This window comes from Moraxella sp. K23 (genome assembly GCF_041154765.1).
In the GTDB taxonomy this organism is placed as follows: domain Bacteria; phylum Pseudomonadota; class Gammaproteobacteria; order Pseudomonadales; family Moraxellaceae; genus Faucicola; species Faucicola tetraodonis.
Genome location: NZ_AP031595.1, coordinates 1,085,548 through 1,104,843 on the forward strand (window position 1 = coordinate 1,085,548; position 19,296 = coordinate 1,104,843).

Annotated in this window: 12 protein-coding genes; 3 read left to right on the forward strand and 9 right to left on the reverse strand. The window is 46.0% G+C overall.

The features are described from left to right. Positions 1 to 15: 15 nt before the first annotated feature. The 8 genes from ACAM37_RS04740 to ACAM37_RS04775 form a co-directional block, all read right to left on the reverse strand. Positions 16 to 1,608, reverse strand: a complete 1,593-nt coding sequence (locus tag ACAM37_RS04740; RefSeq protein ID WP_369626727.1) for a hypothetical protein — start codon at positions 1,606 to 1,608, stop codon at positions 16 to 18. Between the two features lie 25 nt (positions 1,609 to 1,633). After that, positions 1,634 to 4,657 (reverse strand): hypothetical protein, encoded by a 3,024-nt coding sequence (locus tag ACAM37_RS04745; protein ID WP_369626728.1) that lies wholly within the window; start codon positions 4,655 to 4,657, stop codon positions 1,634 to 1,636. A 75-nt stretch (positions 4,658 to 4,732) separates the two neighbouring features. Continuing rightward, a complete protein-coding gene (locus ACAM37_RS04750; protein ID WP_369626729.1) occupies positions 4,733 to 6,973 on the reverse strand; it encodes an FtsW/RodA/SpoVE family cell cycle protein in 2,241 nt (746 codons plus the stop codon). A gap of 50 nt (positions 6,974 to 7,023) precedes the next feature. Next, entirely contained in the window at positions 7,024 to 7,743 is a 720-nt protein-coding gene (locus ACAM37_RS04755; protein WP_007115300.1) for an RDD family protein, read from the reverse strand. 41 nt (positions 7,744 to 7,784) lie between these two features. Then, entirely contained in the window at positions 7,785 to 10,256 is a 2,472-nt protein-coding gene (locus ACAM37_RS04760) for a hypothetical protein (protein ID WP_369626730.1), read from the reverse strand. Between the two features lie 3 nt (positions 10,257 to 10,259). Next, positions 10,260 to 12,386, reverse strand: a complete 2,127-nt coding sequence (locus ACAM37_RS04765) for a protein phosphatase 2C domain-containing protein (RefSeq protein WP_369626731.1) — start codon at positions 12,384 to 12,386, stop codon at positions 10,260 to 10,262. A gap of 61 nt (positions 12,387 to 12,447) precedes the next feature. After that, the gene (locus ACAM37_RS04770) at positions 12,448 to 13,230 is read right to left on the reverse strand and encodes a vWA domain-containing protein (protein WP_219332871.1); all 783 of its coding nucleotides are present in this window, start codon (positions 13,228 to 13,230) and stop codon (positions 12,448 to 12,450) included. A 297-nt stretch (positions 13,231 to 13,527) separates the two neighbouring features. Continuing rightward, positions 13,528 to 14,724 (reverse strand): amino acid aminotransferase, encoded by a 1,197-nt coding sequence (locus tag ACAM37_RS04775; RefSeq protein ID WP_369626732.1) that lies wholly within the window; start codon positions 14,722 to 14,724, stop codon positions 13,528 to 13,530. 348 nt (positions 14,725 to 15,072) lie between these two features. On the opposite strand from ACAM37_RS04775, the gene ACAM37_RS04780 reads away from it, so the two are divergent. The 3 genes from ACAM37_RS04780 to ACAM37_RS04790 all read left to right on the forward strand — a co-directional run bounded on the left by ACAM37_RS04780 (position 15,073) and on the right by ACAM37_RS04790 (position 17,989). After that, a complete protein-coding gene (locus ACAM37_RS04780; RefSeq protein WP_369626733.1) occupies positions 15,073 to 15,648 on the forward strand; it encodes a hypothetical protein in 576 nt (191 codons plus the stop codon). A gap of 184 nt (positions 15,649 to 15,832) precedes the next feature. Further along, on the forward strand, positions 15,833 to 17,089 hold the full coding sequence (locus ACAM37_RS04785; protein WP_369626734.1) for a putative DNA modification/repair radical SAM protein: 1,257 nt from the start codon (positions 15,833 to 15,835) through the stop codon (positions 17,087 to 17,089). An 84-nt stretch (positions 17,090 to 17,173) separates the two neighbouring features. Continuing rightward, complete coding sequence (locus tag ACAM37_RS04790) at positions 17,174 to 17,989, forward strand: TIGR03915 family putative DNA repair protein (protein WP_369626735.1); 816 nt, start codon at positions 17,174 to 17,176, stop codon at positions 17,987 to 17,989. A 93-nt stretch (positions 17,990 to 18,082) separates the two neighbouring features. Here ACAM37_RS04790 and ACAM37_RS04795 read toward each other — a convergent pair whose 3' ends face one another. Continuing rightward, positions 18,083 to 19,138 (reverse strand): RluA family pseudouridine synthase, encoded by a 1,056-nt coding sequence (locus ACAM37_RS04795; RefSeq protein ID WP_369626736.1) that lies wholly within the window; start codon positions 19,136 to 19,138, stop codon positions 18,083 to 18,085. Between the last annotated feature and the right edge of the window lie 158 nt (positions 19,139 to 19,296).

Here is a 19,296-nt window from a genome sequence, read left to right on the forward strand (position 1 = left end):
TTAATTTACGCCCATTTATTGGGCTAACAACAACTGCACAGTTATCGTATGATTAATGCTTAGCACATCATTGGGCAGCAAAACATCATGTCGGTTGATGGTTTGACCGTTTCGGGTAATGCTGATGTTGGGGTCAATCTCATCAATCAGCAGCTGTCCTTGAGATTCGACAATTGCAAAATACACGCCGCTAGCAAGCTTTAGGTCATTGGCGGCAAATAGACGTAAGGCATGCGCGATTTGTGCCTCGCGACTGGCAAACACAATCGGAAACTCGCGTACTTTTTGTTGGTGCTCCCCTAGCCCATCCACAGATTTTATGGTCAAAACAATCTGCTGTAGATTTTGGTTCAACTGTGGCAGTTTGCTTTGCGCTTGGCGTGGCGCAGTACTAGCAGCACTAAAAGCCGGCGGGCTTGCTGCGATATGATGATTTGAGTTTGGCTGTGCCTGAGTCAGGAATTTAACACCCAGTTTAATCTCATTGCTAAATACCTCACCTTTTTGCAAGCGTGCGATATCAGTTGGCTTGGCTTGCACTTTGGCTTTTAACCCAAATTGCGCTTCGTCGGACAAAGTCACCCCAATTGTGGCAAGCTTGGGTTTTAATACTTCATAACCGTAAGATACCAAATCAATGGCATCATGCGGGGTATTAGTGGGTTCATGGGCATGATTAAAACTGCTAAATAACTGCTCCACCATCGCGGTTGTCAGTCCATCATTAGATTTTAAGGTGATTTGAGTGATCACTTGGGATTTATCCACCAATTGTTTCGCCGCTGCCATAATCGCATCGGTCAATAAATCTTGATACGGCTTGGCGGATGTTTGGATGTTTGGCAACACAGTGACCATCGGCTTGGGCGCAGCTGTTGGCGTTTGAATTGGCGCTTGCACCCTCGTAGGTTGTGGCTTATGTGGTGCAGGCTCAGTATTCACCATCGGCGGCTGCATCGGCGCAACTGCGGGTACTGGGTTGGGGTTTGAAGGCGGTATGGCTGATTGCTGGTTCGGCATGGTAACCTGTTGCACAGGCGTTTGATACGCTTGAGCAGGCTGCGGTTGTGGCGAAACAGGTTGGGTTGGATGCTGCGGCGCTACCGGTATCGGGGCTGAAGGCGCTGGTTGCCCGATAGGCTCAGGCAAGGTGATGGGGGCACGTTCAGGGTAGAATCCCACCTCGGATTTTTCTTCAGCAAAACGTGGAATCAGTCGCCCTAACACACTTCTATATAGACTGGGGTTTTCGTCTTCGTCATCTAGCGCATAGCCGTCAAGCCGTTGAATCAGCAAAATGACCGAATTATCTGCTTGGCTGGCTATGTCGTCGTCATCCGCTGTTTGGGGGGTATGGGTTTTAATCGGCAAAATATGAATATCAGGCATGGTGTATTTGAGCGATTGGGTAAAGTGTCGGTAGCTTTCTGCCATTTTCTTATTGGCAGTGATATCAAAACTCGTCGGCACGGACAGCTGAACGCTCACCCGTTGTAAGTCATCAATGGCGGTGGTGTATAGGCTAAAGAAATTTTCCATTTCATCAAACACATCGCTTGGGTGTTTGTCGTCAATGATAAAACGGTGATTGGTGGTGATGTAAGCCATAATTTACTCTTAATGGTGAAATTTTTTATTGATGGGTTTGCGTTTTTTTAACAGCTTGCGTAGTATCAGTCACTGGACTAGCCACTGAATCAGCCAGTGGCTTGGCGCTGGCAGGACGGCTAATCGCTGAGCTTTGATACATCTGTTTGGCTAATATCATGCCTGCCTGTACCGCTCGGTTAATGCCATCACGAGGGTCATCGACCAAGCCGTTTTTAGTCCAGTTACGTTCGACCAATACCGCTACCGCTTTATCCCATTTGCCATTTTTATCTTTTAGTCCATAGACAAACCATTTATACGGACGAGCATAACACGCCACCGATGGCTGAGTTTTGCCTGCGCGAATGTCCGCATTGTTACACAGATTTGCCACCATACTGACGGTGACATTGGGGGTATAAAAGCTGCGACCGTTTTGTGTGGTTGGATAGTTAAAGCCGGGTGTGCCTGTTTTGCCCACCATCACGCCCTGTGTCCATGCACAGCTGCCAATCGCTTGGTTACAGGCAGTGAAACCTGTGCCATTGCCGCCGCCCAGCCCTGTGCCTGCTAGCAACGTACCTGATAATAAATTGAGCGCACCGCGGGCCTCAGATTGATTGATGCCCAGTGGCATGGCGCCGAGTTGGCTGGTAGCTGTGGTCAATGTCTCCTGACTTTGGGCATCGCCTCGCCAGGCTTTAGGACGCAGTGGAATTTGATTGACGCCCCACAAATCCTCAATCAAATGCACGCCACGACGCTGGGTCGCGCCATTATCGGCAATCAGCAGATTGGTAAACATATCCGACACACCCAGTACCGAGGTTTTGGCATTACCTGCGCCAAACACTTGGTTCATGCTGGCATTGAGCATATCGCCCCCTTGACGACACGCCCCGTTCATACGTCCACCATTGGCTTTGACACAGCTTGCCACTTGGCTTTCGGTAAATTGTAATTGTTTGGTGGTATAATCTTGCTTGCCATCGGTGAGCAGTACACCTGAAAAATAGCGGCTTTGTAGCATCGGGTCGCTATTATAGGCTTTACCAAACAATAAATCTTTAAATCCGCAATTCACTCCCCCTTTATCGGCACAATTCACACTCCAGCCCATGTCATCACTGGCTTTTTTAAAGGCGGGCATACCCGGGCAAACGCCTTGTCGGTCACGTTGCAATGACATCGCACTGGTCGTGCGTTGACAATATAAAAAGTTCGCCACTTTTTCGGTAGATGAGCTTGCTATCACTTGTTTGAGATATTGCGCTTCAGAGGTTTGCATATTTTTAAACCGTGGATTGGCGCGTACCAGTGCCAATGCTTGTACGGTTTTAACGGTCGAACCTGGGTATACGGTTTGGTATAACGCATGGTTCATGAGATTTTGCTTGCTCCAGTCTTTTTTCCACAGTATCGGGCAACCTGTGGGCTTAATCGTGGTATCGCCATTATCGGCACGGTAGCAGTTGGAGTCAGCGCTGGCAAGGGCAAGCACGCCTTGGGTTTTGACGTCAATCACCGCGATACCGATACTGCGTACCAAGGCGTTCTCATACATGCCATTGGCGACGTTTTGCAACGCAGGCGATAGCACGTTATTACAGTCCGCGCCATTGGGGTTATTGGTGACACAATCCGCTACTTGTTGGGCGGTTGTTTGTACAGCGGGATCCAAGGTTAACGCCATGTTGTAGCCGATTTTGATATCCGAGCCATCGATATTGATACTATTGATTGGCGGTGCCGTGAGTTTTTGCCACCAGCTGCGTTGATCATTTTTTTGTTGGTAGCTTTGATAAGCGTCCAGTAACTGACGGTCAAAATGGCTGGCGTGAATGTTGGACAGTTCGCTATACATCAACCCTAGATTGGTCGGTAAAGCAACCTCGGCTTTGCTGGTGGAGGCAATCCGTTTTTTCGGGTCTTGCGTGGGTTTATCTTGTAGGGTTTGCAGCACGCCATTGGCTTGGTTTTGAATATCGTTTTTGGTTTTAGTAAAAGCATTATTTGGGTCAGATGCTGGTGCATTGGGTAAATTCACCGCCCCTGTCAATGATTTCGCCAACAATGCTTTGACCGACACCGGAATCAATCTAGGGTTATTACAAAGCTGGGTTAATGGGTCAACGTCACCTGTGTCAGTCATGGTATTGCCACGATTATCGACGTACAGGTAGCCTGTTTGATTGTCCGCCGTTTTGGCGGTTTTGATGTACACACAGCCCGGTAGCCCATACCAAGGGTTGGTTTGGGTGAGCCAATTGATTGGCATATGGGCGACATTGGGGTCGTTTTGATTGCGGCGATTGGGCTGTTGTTCTCGCCATTGTAGCTGCAACAATCGCTCAGGACTGGCAAGCGTTTTTAGCGCAAAGGCTAACGCATCTTCGTTGATATGTTGCTCACAGGCTTGTTGCCAAAGGCTGGCAGTTTGCAATTGGTATTGGTTGGCCAGACGTTTTTGCTGATACAAGCTGAGCAGACTTTGATTGACTCGGTTGATACTGTCGGTAAAACGGGCCTGATTTTTGGGCTGAGTTAAATCGCACGTTTTGGCAGGCGTGGCGTTGACCGAAGTTGATATATTAGCGTTTGCACTTTGGGTATTAATATTTTGGCTGTTGGCTTGGTTGACCACGTCTGCCATCCCCAGATTATCGACGACAAGTGACACGGCGTTTTCATTCGCCTCTGCATTGTACGTGGTATTTGAGGCGGTTAAGGGCGAGAGATACCACGCCAGCCAACCGATGAGACCGACAACAAACACCACCAAAATCACTTGTAAGTTGGTCAAAATGGTTTTGTAAAGCGCTTGAGAAACCCGAAAACTAGCAACTTTACCGTCGTTTTTGATTTTTTTGTTAGTATTTTTTGTTTCAGTTGCTTGCGTATTGTCGGAGGCATTGGCAGGCGTGGTTATTTGTTCAACATCTACTGAATCAGCGACATTTTCGTCCTGTGACAGCGTGTCAGAACCTGTGTTGTTGACAGTTTCTAACTTGCCACTGTTCATAGTTTCTTGACTGTTTTCGTCTTTCGGGGTTTGGTTTTCGGTCATTTTGAACCTTTAATTTTTGCAAGCCTTACTAAAATTTGACGTTTCTACGATTGGATAAGTTATTGAGCATAAGGTTTACGGTTTATTGCCGTCCAACATCAACTTTGGCTGAAACAGCGCCAAACTGAGCATAATACTATTGAGCCATAAATTACTGGTGCCATAACTTAAAAACGGCAACGTCACTCCCGTGAGCGGTAAAATTCCTAAATTCCCTGAAATAGTGACAAGTGCCTGAAACACCGTAATCACCACCCACAGCAAAATCACCCACGCCAGCAAAAAATAACCACCCGATAACAGCCGTGATTTCATCTGCTCACTGGCGAACGCCATCTGCTGACGGGCAATGAGCGCAAGCCACGCAAAATACACCATCATCAGCACCACACTGGCCCCGATACCCACCACTGCCATCACCGAGGTAATCGTATAGTCGCTTTGCATCTGTAGCGGCACGCCCTGACAGCCCGATAAATGGCTGTTTGTTAAGTGATAACCACACCACGGAATATCGCCAAATCCATAGCCAATCATCGGCACACTATCGCGAAACCAATGCAAAATCGCCATCTGATCGTTGCTCGCCACAAACGGATTGACCCACGCATTGACCCGCTCGGCAGTACGCGCATCAAATCCGCTTAAATTCACCAACACCATCATCAGCAAAAGCAAAATCGCGGTACTCGACAACACGCCCAAAATGTAACCCCGTCCGCCCATTTGGAAAATTTTGTTGGATAGCGCCACGCCCACCAAAAAGGTAAACAAAAACAAAAATACCAGCATGGTGCCTTTTTCATTGGCAATACCCAGTGCGATAAACGGCAACACCACCGAAAAAGCAAGCAGCAGGGTCATTTTTTTGGAGCGGAAAAACAAATGATTAATCAAGCCGCGTTGGTTAATCGCCAAAAACACGCCCAAAAACACCATCAGCCAAATTTTTGACAGTTCAGCGACTTTCGCACTGTCACTGTGAATCAACACTGCCAAGCCCAAATAGCCCACCGCAAAGGCAAGTAGCCACACACGCGCTTTAGTCATCGCCGATTTAACATTGCCCCAACTGCTGTGTAGTAAGTTATTGGCAACGAGGATTTTAAGCCCCCAACTCAGCAAACTGCTAATCGGGCGAGCCAGGCTAATAAACACAAAACACCAAAACAAATCTTTGAAATGATTGAGGAAAATATAACGTAGTGACAAATAACTACGGGTGCTTAAATCAAATAAAATCATCAAGCCAAAGGTGGCAAAGCCTACAAACAACGGATAAATCCACATAGATGACAGCATGGCACGGTTGTCGGGGAATTTTTCCATCAACCGACGTATGGGCGAAAAAATCGTCAATACACTCAGTAGCACGCCGACGCAAAACAGCACGCCCCCCACCATCATCGGCAATATCACCGTATGGCTAACACCCGCAATGACCAATCCCCACACAGTGATGGCTATTGGCAGCACTTCCAGCCAATGCTTACGCCGCGACAGCCATAGCAAGCCCCATGTCACCCATGACCAAATAAACACTTGAGCGAGCATTCCCCAATGGGTGGGCGTGCCAATTAACGGCAGTAAATTGTTCGCTTGCAGGGCTTTTTGTTGGTTGTTATTAGCGTCATAGATACTGGCAACATCATTTGCTGATTGATTTAACAGTTTGGCAATAGCAGGCTGATTGCTAAACAAGCGATTGTAGGCAAAACGTCGATTGCCATCGGCGACCGCAAGCATTGACACGGCAAAATTAGCTTGGTCGGCAGGGGATAATTTATCGGTTTTTACCGCCATTAGGTTGTTTAAACTATCGAGTTGCCCACTAGCGTTAAGGTGTAGCCAATCTTGGCGATTGCTGAGTTTATCGCCACCCAAATTCACTTCGGTTTCATTTTCAACCAGCTCGGTTTGGCGTTGCTGTTTGCCTTGGGCTTGCCATGCGGCCGCTAAGGCTTGTTGGGTTTTGGTAAAATGTTGCTTTGCCTCACTCATTAATTGTGCGGGCTGACTGGCTTGGGCACAGGCTTGAGTCATGCCATAATTGGGGTCATTACGGTTGTCATACAGATTAGTAATGACATTGTCGCCACAATATTTGCTGAGCAGTTGCGGTTTGGCGATGCCTTCAGTATAGCTGGTGAGTTCGAGTTGATAACGCTGCAGTTTGGGTGAATGGGCGTAATCTGCCAGTAAAAATGCGCCAATTAACAGGAGCCATACCACCGCTAAAATTATGATTTCGCTCAACGTTTGCGCTTTGGCGTTAGGTTTTTTGCTGGCTTTTGTACGACTCACTATGTTTAGCATGGGGTTTTCCAAATTGATTAACTTTTTTTATTGCTATCCCTGTTTAAAAATTAATTGGGGTCATACAACACCACCGTACGCGCGATTAAATCATGCAGCGTTTGTTTACGGGCGGTAAACCACATCAAAAAACCAAATGGCAATAAGATAAGCTTTAAGGTTTCGCGGATTAACGCATGGAAAAAATTAACCCGTTGTCCCTGCATACCAAACACCCACATACCCATAATCACCTTGCCCACCGTTGCTTGTCGTCCCAAACAGGTCAATAACGTCATATAAAATAAATAAAATCCATACGCTATCAAGGCAAGCGTTTGATCGGTAAACCCACGAATGCCAAGCTGGGGTAAAATCTGTGGCAACAATAATTGATAAGCCAATCCCAATAATAAACTGACTAACGCTAAATCAAATAGATAAGCCAATGCGCGGCGCACAAAACCTGCATACAGCATGGTATAAGCAGGCTTGCGAGTCTGTAGCGCGGTTGAAGGCAGCTGACTGACAGCTGGCGTTGGGTATTGGCTAGGTTGCTGTGGCTGTACTGCGGGAGCGACATAATGTTCGGGCTGGGTCACCTGAGAGGGCTGAGGCGCGTTATAGGCACTGTCATAGGCATTATAGCCACTTGACTGTACAAACGAATTCGCTTGCTGCGGCTGAGTATGATTATCAGATTGTTGCGCAAACTGACGACTGCCACAATTTGGGCACATAACCGCAGTTTTTGGTAATTTTTGACCACATTGTTGGCAGACAATAATCATAGATGTTTACTACCCCATTTTCATATTTTCAATTTGATAAACTAATTTGACGATCCAACGACCCAGTTATATGGCGGCAAACACTCAGCGGGCACAGGATTGGCGCCGCTGCTGTTTTGCTGGTCGATAATGGCTAACACTTTCTCGGCGATGGGTACTAGTTCTGGATAGGTTTGCGGATAATTTAACATGTTTTGGCAACGTTTTTGTTGATCGTCCGTGGTATAAAACTGTGCCAATAACGACCCCACCGCGCCTTTGTCATCACTCGCTTGCAGTGCCATTGCCGCTGCCAATTCAATCATATAAGTATTGGGGTATTTGCTGCTATCACGCGGCGTTTGTAGCGCATATAGCAAAAAAGATTTGCTATAAGGATAGCTATTTTTAAATAAATAATAAGCGAAATTGGCGACATATTCGCCTTGGTTAGGATTGTATTTCACTGCTTGCGCTTGAAGATAAGCGGCGGCTTTTGGGTCTTTTTTGCGCCAGTAATAGCTTTTTGCCGCTTCATTGAGTTGTTTGGCGAGCGTTTTATTCGTGGGCTGCTGTTTAAAATAGCCCATATCCGCGTTGCGAAAAGCTTCAAGCGAGTATTGCTTTGTCGCATTGATATCTTGGCTGTAACCCAGCTCTTGCAGCTGTTTGAGCGATGGCTCGGCAAACTCACCCACCTTGACTACGTTATCAAAAAACTCAGGGCTAATACCGAGCGTGTCTTGATACAGCTTGGCTACGCTAGTTTGCGACGAGGAAGAAAAAAAGCCATTTTGCGCTTTAAGCGCTTGCGTCATAGTGGTTTTTGCAGTCGGCAGCGATTTGATGATGGTGCTGTAACTATTTTGGCTTTTTGGTTTTTTTTGTGAATTATCATCGGTACTTGCCGCTTGGGCATTATTGGACTGATTGTTAGTGGCGGATTGTGATGTTGTTGGTGTTGAGGCGGATTTTAACCTTGATACGCCATAGCCACCGATTGCCACTAGGCCAGCAATTAGGGCAGCAATCATCGCTATCAGCCACCCTTTAGAGGGCTTTTTGACAGATACCTCACCGGTGGCAGTGGTATGCGGTGGCGAAGTGGGTGCTGTCATCGTATCTGCCATTGTGTCTGGCATCGCCATTGAATGAGTCGCCGTTGTTTGGGTCGCGTCATCGACTGCATTGACTACATTGATGGGCTGGCTCGGTGTGACCCTGTGACTGCTTGCCTGAGTATTGAGCGATTGCTCAAGCCGACGATTAGTTGCCAATGTTTCATCATCCATCAAACCGGTCAAAGCCGCGCTTGGCTGATGATTTGGGTGATTTTCGGCAGTGGACGCTACAGAAGCACGGGTGGGCGTGGTTTGCCAGACGCTGGTTGTCGCTGCAGCGCTGATGGCGGGTACAGGCGTGACGGGCGTGGTTAACGGGTTATTGGGTACGGTTAAAAAAAGACAGCGATGACAGGGTTTACCGACAAAATGAATGTGGCTGGCATCATTGGGATAATTTTCACACACTTTAAACTGTCGGTGTTGAACCAATCCGCGTAGATGGTTTTCCCACTCGGCGGCGCTTGGACGATCAGTTGCATGGGTGGATAAAAACGCTTTATCAAACAGCGCACGGGTTTGGTCATCCCAACACACATGAATACTGTTTTTTAGCGGTGCAATTTCTGGCTGTGGCTGCAAGCCGTAAGCATATAGCCGCTCTTTGATAAATTGGTCGGTGTTGCGATGGGCGGCATTTTTTAATCGGTCTGAGACAGGGATAAAATAAAACGGATGAATACCATTGTTTAAAATTTTAAACAGCTCAATCGCCAGTACAAAACGGTCGTGTTTTTCATCCAATAAACCAATATCTTTGTGTTCATGATATTCAGGACTGGTCATTTCAGGTGAGATGACAGGGCTTGGATAAACGCTGCCATCACTGGCAGTAATACGGTAGCTATCACAGTCGATAAACCCAACGATAAAGCCTTTATAATCATCATCCATGCCCGTGCTTGGCTCTGGCATCAGACGTATATTGGCTTCTTTAAAATCAATAAAGGCATGCCCATGACCATGTAAGTCGGCCATCAAGGCGCTAATATTGGCACACAGCTGTACACGATAATTGAGACTCTGCTGATACGCGGTCAGTTTTGCTGCCTCTCGGGGGTACATAAAAGGATTGAGCGATAACGACCTATCAAAATCCAGCTCTGGCATGGCGTAGCCAATGAGCTCATCATGCTCGCCGACAATCAGATGTCTCACCCAAGCAAACTGGGTATACCCTACCCCATTAATCACTTCATAAATATGCTCAGGCGGGCGCGCCATCATGGCTTGTAGTTTGGCAAGGCTGGGGTTTTTGGGGTCGATGGGATTTTTAAAGATTTTTGCCACCAAATTGCCCGTGCCTAACACATTACCAAGACGGTAGACAATGCCCATACCGCCAGAGCCGATCTCATGAGAGATAGGCAAATCAATGGTGATACGCTGATTGTTTGCAATTAAATACGGCATGAACTATCTCTTAAGATTGGCAGATGAGGTGGGTAAAGCGGCTAACTCAGTGCTAGCAGTGGCACTCATATGATTTATTGTGTCAGTAATACCCAAATAGTATAGCTGTATTTGCTGATTGCCGCTAGAATCGCTGACCGTGCTAGCAGGCAAACCCGTAGAGGCGGTAGCTGCTGTATGGCTGGTAGAGCTAGTTAAAATTTCTGATAACCCGTTATCAAGCGTCAGACTATCCAAGATTTCCGTCTTTTTGCTTAACCCAGCTATTTGGCTCGTTATCGATTTGATAGGCAAGCTAATTTGGCAGTTGTAGTAATGCATCGTGGGCTGGATGGTGACCCCTAAACTTGTCAAATCATGGGTATCGGTAACTGGCAAGCAGCTTGCTTTAGCCGCAAGTTTGACAGCATGATTGTTAAATTGTGAGTCGGTCAAAGTAGCCGCCAAAGTAGCCTCAGTCTCGGTATGTTGGTTTTGCAAAGCTGTACTCGCTGCACCACTGGCAACCGTTGGGTTTTTATTAGCGACCACCGTGGTCACAGTGGCGGATAATAAGGGCTGATTCGCATTATTTTTGTTTTCGTTTTTATTGTCGTTTTTAGTTTTAGCGCTACTTGTTTGTTTAGATTTTTGCTCGATGACATCGATAGACTGACCTTGCGGGCTAGCTATTATTACCTTAAAGATGGGATCATCGCTCGGATTGCCACTTTCGGTAACCGTTGCGGCTTCGGTCAAGTTAATGGCATAGGAATCACCCAGTGCGTGCGCGATCAGTGGGGTCGTTATAGCCGAGGTGGGCGTTGTACTCGCCACCGATGCTGCAGTATTGGCATTGTTGACAGTTTGCGTGGGCAGCAAGCGATCTTTATTTATCCAGCCCAATATACCTGTACCAATGAGCATCACTGCGCCAGCCATCATAGCAGTATTACGCCGCTGTTTAGTTGCGTCACTGACGGACTGCGAAGGGGGCAACACCTGTGACGTTGTGGCAGCTGGCGTTGCAGGAGCACTCTGTACAACACTGGCGTGCGGCTTTGGGTTAGGCGCTATGTTATTGATGTTATGAGAGCTTATGTCATTAAATGCTACGTCATGAGGTGTGCTAGTGGCGCGGGTATTTTTATGATTGACAGCATCGGTATGCCAGACCGTGGGGTTGTTTGGTGCGGTCGCTATGATTTCAGTCACTATAGTGTCATTCTCTAGGGTTTCATTTTGCCCCTCAACCATCGGTTCAAGGCTTTGATAATGCGGTTGATTTTTTAATAACACCACCAAGGATTTATCATCACCGGTTAATCGATAGGTGGCAGGGTTGCCAAGCGCCTGTTCAATAATCGCGCTGCCCTGCTGTGAGCATTGACTTTGGGTTAAATTAAACAGCAAGTTGCCAAAAAAAGGGCGGTAAATTTTGGGCGTAACACTTGCGCCTTCAAATACCAAGTCCGCACAGCCATCCGACATCAGTGCAAGGCAATCCACTTGCGATAAATCAATGGACTCAACCCGTAAGAAGGATTGCCAATTGTCTTGGGTGATAAAATGCGTCTCATTGACGTATTCATTCTTGCTATCATCCCCGTACACTTGCAAGTTGGTAAAATAATCAATGTGAGGATGGCGGACAACAAATTGGCTAGTGATGAGGGGACTATCACCGATTTGCACCAATAGTGCTTGATGATTTGAATGAATGAGTAGCCCAGTAAAGGTGGTGTGATAATCTCTTAGGCTCGATTCAGCGGTCAGCTGTGACTGCAGGTCGAGGCGTATTTGTGATAATTGCTCGATAATTTGCTGTTTGACTTGCACCAAATCAAACGCAATGCCGCTGATACTGACACTGTGACTAACACTGAGACCCACACCGAGACTGAGCAGCATTTTTCCAATTGATTGACTAAAAAACGCTGCCCCCGCTTGGCTAAATTTTGCCGAGCCCGCCCCATCACATACCACAGCCGCTATACCGTCTTGGGTTTTTTGCAAATAGATACTGTCTTGATTGGGCAGGTTGCTGTCGATATGGGATTTACCAATACTGGATGCGCCATACATTTGCCAAGATGATTGGACTGATAATTGCGATGTTGGCGCGAACAAATCCGTGGTTTGGTTCATCATTATCCCCAGTTTTTTTAGGTTTTTTTATTATCATGAGCGTTGCAGGTGATTGTCTTTACTATCAACTTTGAATGGTCGCCCACGGTGAGATGCTCCCTAATTGCACGGTTTCCCCAGGCGCAGATTGTGAGACGGTCTTAAGACTCGCGGACAACCACACAAAAAATTCGACAAACTTAACGGAGTTGAGATGCACAGGGGGGGTTAAAATCGACAGTTGCTTAAGCATCTTAACTTCTTGCACGCCTGCGTCAATGGCAATCGGATAAATAATACATTGATTATTTTGCTCCGCTTGGTGACATTGATTGATAGCCGCCTGCCACACATCTTGGCTGTCGGTGGGCAGACCATCTGTCATGGCAATAACCCAAGGACGGGTATAATTGATACCGTTGTCGCGTAGATTGATACGCTCTTGCTCAATCAAATTGAGCGCAAGTAACATACCTTGTCCGAGCGGCGTCATGCCATTTTCACGAAATTTAATCGGAAAAAAATCAATCGCATCCGTCCAGTCCATCATCAGCTCTGCAGTGTCATTGACCCCGCCTACGATGACAATGGCTAAACGCACACGGTTACGTGCTGTTTCATCTTTCATCAAATCATGATAAAACGCTTCAATCCCTTCATTGAGCATATCGATACGGCGTTTGTCACCATTGCCTGAGCGTATCGCCATTGAGCCTGACAAATCTAACACCAGAACGCACAGGGTACGCTGGGCAACGTTATTGCCGTAGTCGATTTCTCGAAACTGGGGGGTGAGGGCTTGCGGGATGGATGGTGGCGTAGACTCAGTTGCGGTTTGAAAATTGGGTATGGGGTTGTGGGCGACCATAAAAGATATCCTATTTTTATAAAAATTATTGTAATCGGTATCTCAGCAAAAGCCGATACGAAAAGCAAGGTTTTTTGTGGGGATTTAATTAACAACCCTCAAAAATATTTCTACAATCTTACCAAAAGGGCTTAAATACTCCCCCGAACCGTTAATCATAAGTCATAAACCATCACTTATAAATTGTAAGTTATAAAAAACCCCTAACACGCGGTTAAGGGTTTTGATTATTTAAGCTATCTTAGTTTTTTAACAAGCTTATTTAATAAGCGCCTTCAACAGGTTTATCTAATAAGCTTAGTCTTTTAACACTTCTGCCATGGCATTGGCTACATAATCGATATTGCTAGCGTTTAGACCGGCAACCGAGATACGCCCATTAGCGACCATATAGATACCAAAATCTTTGATAATGCGCGCTACTTGTTCAGGGGTGAGACCGGTATAGCTAAACATACCGTTTTGCTTGGTGATATATTCAAAACTGCGACCCGGTAATTTGGCTTCTAAACTGTCACGCAGTTTTTGGCGCATGTCTTTGATACGATCGCGCATCACATACACTTCTTGTACCCATTCATTGAATAACGCTTCGTCATTCATCACGATATCAACCACGTGACCGCCGTGCGAAGGTGGGCTTGAGTAAATGCGGCGGATATTGAACTGCAATTGACCTTGTACCGCTTTGGCTTGTGCTTCGTCTTTACACACCACAGATAAACCGCCAACGCGTTCACCATACAGTGATAGATTTTTTGAGAATGAGTTACTGACAAAGAACAACAAACCCATGTCTACTGCTTTGCGAATCGCATAGACATCTGCATCCATGTCTTCACCAAAGCCTTGATAAGCAATATCCATAAAGGCAAGCAAGTTTTTCGCTTTTACCACTTCAAGCACTTGATCCCATTGCGCTTGGGTCAAGTCAACGCCCGTTGGGTTATGACAACAGGGATGCAGCAACACCACATCATGGGCTTGCAAGGTGTTTAAGAAAGCAATGAGTTCATCAAATTTGATGCCATTGGTCGCTGCATCATAATAGGGATATTTGCCCACCGCAAAACCAGACCCTTCAAAGATACCAATATGGTTTGCCCACGTTGGGTCAGACACATAGCATTTGGCTTGTGGAAACCAAGCATGAATAAAATCAGCCCCGACTTTGAGCGCACCTGAACCACCGATGGTCGCTGTGGTTGCCACACGCTTGTCTTTTAATACTTGTGCGTCTTTACCAAACAATAGGTTTTGGCAAGCAGCGCGATAACCTGGCAGACCGTCCATTGGCAGATAGGGACGTGGTTTTGGTGGATTAGCGATTTGTGCTTCAGCTTTTTGCACACAGTTGAGGACGGGTAATTTACCGTCATTATCAAAATATACACCCACACCCAAATTAACTTTGTCGGCACGTGGGTCTTGTTTATGCTTGTCCATCAACCCCAAAATCGGGTCACCCGCATACGGTTCTACATGTGAAAACATGAATAGCTCCTACATTTAATTGATAAGTTTGACTGCTAAAAAATTTACGCTAACGTGGCATTGCCCAAATATTCAATGTCAACGGATAAGGATAAACCTTGTAACCCAATAAAACAACCGTCACGCCTATTTTTTTGCTGGTCTAAGCGCTTTAATTAGCAAAAATTCAGCCCTGTTAAAGTGTCCTGTTCAATGGGTTAACCTACCCATGCAGTTACATTTTTTCACAGCAGTTATCGCATAAATTGCAAATTTTCTGTGTTATTTACATTTATAACTTATATTTCTATCAACAATATGCGCATAATAATTTTATCAATTCCGTGTATATTTTTGAGGAAACACAACATGATGATGACCGCTATAAAAAAATCCCAAATCGTTGCCGCGACAGTTGCGGTGATTGCTATGAGTGCCGTGGCAACCTCGAGTCATGCGCGCACCGTTAAAGCCGCCGCCAAAAAAACGACAACGGTAACCACGACACGCGTCGCACCAAAAACCACAACAATTGTCAATCAACATATAGATGGCACGAGCGATACGGTAATGGTTCGCCCTAATGGATTTACCATCGTTGACGGTATGCCATTTTACCCGACACAAATTGTCACGACGCCGACTTATCGCACTATCTCTACATCTACCTCTACGCCTGTCGTCACTACCACAGCCCCTGTGGTAACAACAGCGCCTATTACAACACTGCCTAGCACGACTGTAGTGTCAACATCGAATGTCAATACCACCACCCCAGTGACGGTACAAACAGGCTCAGGCGCGACAGTAACCGTGTCAAAACCTGCTACGGTTGTTTCTACTACTACGACAACTCCCGTATTGCTACCGGCATCAACGCCTGCGATAGCGACAATGACCACCGTGCCTGTCACGCCCGCACCGGCTATTATCGTGAATCCGTAATTCGTAATTTGTGGTCACTAATTAATTAATCTATCAAAAGCAAGACGTCACACGTTGTCGTCTTGCTTTTTTTTAACCATATTTTTAGCCGCTGATAAGGTAAAATACTCATCTTAAGTTTAATTTTGCAACCTATTTTTTATGTTTTTATCCGCTGATATATGAGATATGCAAGGTTTACGCGATGAATTATGAAAGATTGCAAGACAAATTATCCATCTTAGCCGATGCTGCCAAATATGATGTTTCCTGTTCATCAAGTGGCAGCAAACGTGATAATCATAACAAAGGACTCGGCACGGCTAACTCGGGTATTTGTCATAGCTATACCGAAGATGGCCGCTGTGTTTCCTTATTAAAAATATTGTTTACCAATCATTGTATCTACGATTGCGCGTATTGTACCTCAAGGCGCAGTCACGATACGCCGCGCGCAGCATTTACTGTCGAAGAAGTGGTTGATTTGACCATGCAGTTTTATCGGCGCAACTATATTGAAGGCTTGTTTTTAAGCTCAGGGATTTTTAAATCACCCGACTATACCATGGAGCGATTGGTTCGTGTCGCCAAAACCTTGCGCCTTGCGCACAAATTCAATGGCTATATTCATCTAAAAACCATTCCCGGTGCGTCTGCTGAGCTGATGCAGGAAGCAGGGTTGTATGCCGATCGCTTAAGCGTTAATATGGAAATCCCCACCAAATCTGGCTTGGCATTGCTCGCCCCTGAAAAAAACCATGACGATATGAAAGCCCCAATGAAAGTGGTGCAAGAACAAATCGTGGTGTTTAAAGACAGTAAAAAACAACACAAACATACCCCAAAATTTACCCCAGCGGGTCAAAGTACCCAGCTGATTGTGGGCGCAGCGCAAGAGACCGACTTACAAATCATCCGTTTATCGAGCCATTTTTATCAAGAATATAACCTAAAACGGGTGTACTATTCAGGGTATGTGCCTATGCTCAGTGACAATCGCTTGCCCGCCTTGGGTACCCCTGTGCCGATGGTGCGAGAAAATCGCTTGTATCAAGCGGATTGGTTAATGCGTTTTTATGGATTTGAAGCAGAAGAAATTCTACCCGATGACCATCCGTTTTTGGATTTGGACTGTGACCCCAAATTGGCTTGGGCGATTCGTAATAAGTCACATTTCCCCGTCAATATCCAAACCGCGCCCTACAAAATGATTGTGCGTATTCCTGGTATTGGTACCCGAACCGCCAAAAAAATTGTTCAGGCACGAAAATTTTCGACCTTGACGCTCGAACATCTCAAGCAAATGGGCGCTGCCGTAAACCGTGCCAAATACTTTATCGCACTCAAAGGTCGCAATGAGCATTTAAGTCATTTAACCCAGGATAACTTTCGCGATTATGTACTGGCGCAGACCCAAACCAAATTCAAAGCCGAACGGCATGGTCAATTGGCGTTGTTTTAGCATTATTATTTTAGAATTAATTTTTTAAAATCAATCTTTTAAAATTAAGGTTTTAAAGTCCACTGTGCAAAAGGTCAATCTTTTATGGATTTAGTGACGGCTGAGACCCCCATTTTAATCTTTGATGGCAGCTTTGAAGGCTGGCTCACGTGTGTGTTCACCATTTATGAGAATGGTTGGCAGCACACCCCGATTGTGACCATTCAAGCCGAGCATGAAGTGGTGCCCAATTTTTGGCAAGACACTGTCACCGTCGCGACCGATGAAGCCAAAACTTTACGGGTGAGTGATAAATTAGCGCACGTCTTTGGCAAAAACGGTATGCGGCAACTGCTGTGGGGCTTTTTATCAGAATCGCCTACCGTGTATAGTCATCTGTTTGGGGTGGTACGGTTTCAATTGTCCAATCCCAACCTTGATGTGTGGGAGAATTATACCCATGCGGATGTGATGGCAGTGAGCAAGCTTATCAAAATGGTCGGGCGTGAGCGCCACCGTATGCAGGCGTTTGTGCGATTTGAACAAATGCAAATGCCAGATATCGACAAATCGGTATATTTTGCGCGCGTTGAACCCGATTTTAATGTATTACCCATTTTGCATCAGCATTTTAAAGAACGCTATGCCGATCAGACTTGGGCGATTTATGATATCAAACGCGGGTTTGGTATTTATTACGCTCATGATGATCCCAGCGAACAAGTCCATATCATCTTTGATGTAGATGATGAAGCGCTACTGCATCCGCAGCAATTTTATAGCAAGGCAGAACAACAATACCAAACGCTTTGGCAAAAATATTTTACCCACGTGACCATCAAAGAGCGGTTAAATCGCAAGCTGCATATTCAGTATTTACCAAAACGCTATTGGAAATATTTGACGGAAAAAATGGGTTAATAGCGGGGCGTACCCTAATTGCCCGCTAACACGCCTCAATAACGCCTCAGTCATTTAATCAAAGTCGTATAACGGTAAAAAGTTATGGCTTTGTTAGGGCTTTAGGGTGTCGAGTAATTTTTGCATGTCTTCGGGCAGGCGTGCTTGCACTTTAATAGGCTCGCCTGTTTTTGGGTGGATAAAGCCAAGCTCATAAGCATGTAGTGCCTGACGCTGGAACTGTTGCACGATGTGTTTTTGGTCGTCATGCAAAGTTTTTAACAATATCGCATTTTTACGAGCTGCACCATAGAGCGGATCTCCGAGCAACGGAAAACCCAAGTTTGATAAGTGTACACGGATTTGGTGGGTACGCCCTGTTTCAAGGCGGACGCTGACCAATGAGACAGCGTCGCTTATCGCTGTGATTTTCTCAAGATGGGTGACAGCGGGTTTGCCACTACCCACCACCGCCATTTTAGTGCGCTGGGTCGGATGGCGACCAATGGGGGCGTCAATGGTGCGATGGCGGGCAAGCTCAGCCGCGGACGCTAACACAATCGCTTGATAAAGCCGGTACACGGATTTGTCTTTAAGCTGATTAATTAGATGCAGCTGGCTTTGACTGTCTTTAGCAATCACCATTAAACCCGATGTTTCTTTATCGATGCGATGTACCAATCCTGCTCTAGGTAGCGTGCGGCTGTCAGGATAATGAAAAAGCAGCGCGTTGACTAGCGTACCCGACCCATTGCCTGCGCCAGGATGGACGACCAAACCTACTGGCTTATTGATGACTAGCACCGCCTCATCTTCATACAAGATATCAAGTGGGATATTCTCGGGCAAATCTTGCTGTTGAGCGGTCAAACTCGCTTTAAGCATTAGCACATCGCTGGGCTTAAGACGATATTTGGGTTTTTGCGCTGCGCCATTTACGGTTAGTTCGCCTGACTCAAGCCAGTTTTTGATTTGCTCACGCGAATAATCGCTAAACATCAAGGCAGCAATTTTATCAATGCGCTCCCCTATTTGCTCAGAGTTGACTATATAATTTTGGACAATTTGATGACTGCCAGCGTCGTGGGTCTGCAAGTTTTGAGTGCTTGGCTGTGGTTGTGACAGGTTTTCCCATTCTTCTTCGAGTTGATTGGTGTTGTTTTGAGTCATAGATTCAGTTATAGGTTCAATGTTTGATTCGATTGGATTTGCTCGGATGTGAGGCGATTGGCGTGGTCATAAACAGTTCAGAGTTAGGGTATAGGGATTTGCAAAATTAATATGCGCGGATAGGTCACAAAGTATAACGTTTCGTGATAGACTTAGTG

What these genes read in the sequence shown, in the direction of transcription:
- ACAM37_RS04740 (WP_369626727.1), bottom strand. Translation starts at nt 1,608, where the DNA reads ATGGCTTACATCACCACCAATCACCGTTTTATCATTGACGACAAACAC.
- ACAM37_RS04775 (WP_369626732.1), bottom strand. Translation starts at nt 14,724, where the DNA reads ATGTTTTCACATGTAGAACCGTATGCGGGTGACCCGATTTTGGGGTTG.
- ACAM37_RS04795 (WP_369626736.1), bottom strand. Translation starts at nt 19,138, where the DNA reads ATGACTCAAAACAACACCAATCAACTCGAAGAAGAATGGGAAAACCTG.
- ACAM37_RS04760 (WP_369626730.1), bottom strand. Translation starts at nt 10,256, where the DNA reads ATGCCGTATTTAATTGCAAACAATCAGCGTATCACCATTGATTTGCCT.
- ACAM37_RS04790 (WP_369626735.1), top strand. Translation starts at nt 17,174, where the DNA reads ATGGATTTAGTGACGGCTGAGACCCCCATTTTAATCTTTGATGGCAGC.
- ACAM37_RS04780 (WP_369626733.1), top strand. Translation starts at nt 15,073, where the DNA reads ATGATGATGACCGCTATAAAAAAATCCCAAATCGTTGCCGCGACAGTT.
- ACAM37_RS04745 (WP_369626728.1), bottom strand. Translation starts at nt 4,657, where the DNA reads ATGACCGAAAACCAAACCCCGAAAGACGAAAACAGTCAAGAAACTATG.
- ACAM37_RS04765 (WP_369626731.1), bottom strand. Translation starts at nt 12,386, where the DNA reads ATGATGAACCAAACCACGGATTTGTTCGCGCCAACATCGCAATTATCA.
- ACAM37_RS04750 (WP_369626729.1), bottom strand. Translation starts at nt 6,973, where the DNA reads ATGCTAAACATAGTGAGTCGTACAAAAGCCAGCAAAAAACCTAACGCC.
- ACAM37_RS04785 (WP_369626734.1), top strand. Translation starts at nt 15,833, where the DNA reads ATGAATTATGAAAGATTGCAAGACAAATTATCCATCTTAGCCGATGCT.
- ACAM37_RS04755 (WP_007115300.1), bottom strand. Translation starts at nt 7,743, where the DNA reads ATGATTATTGTCTGCCAACAATGTGGTCAAAAATTACCAAAAACTGCG.
- ACAM37_RS04770 (WP_219332871.1), bottom strand. Translation starts at nt 13,230, where the DNA reads ATGGTCGCCCACAACCCCATACCCAATTTTCAAACCGCAACTGAGTCT.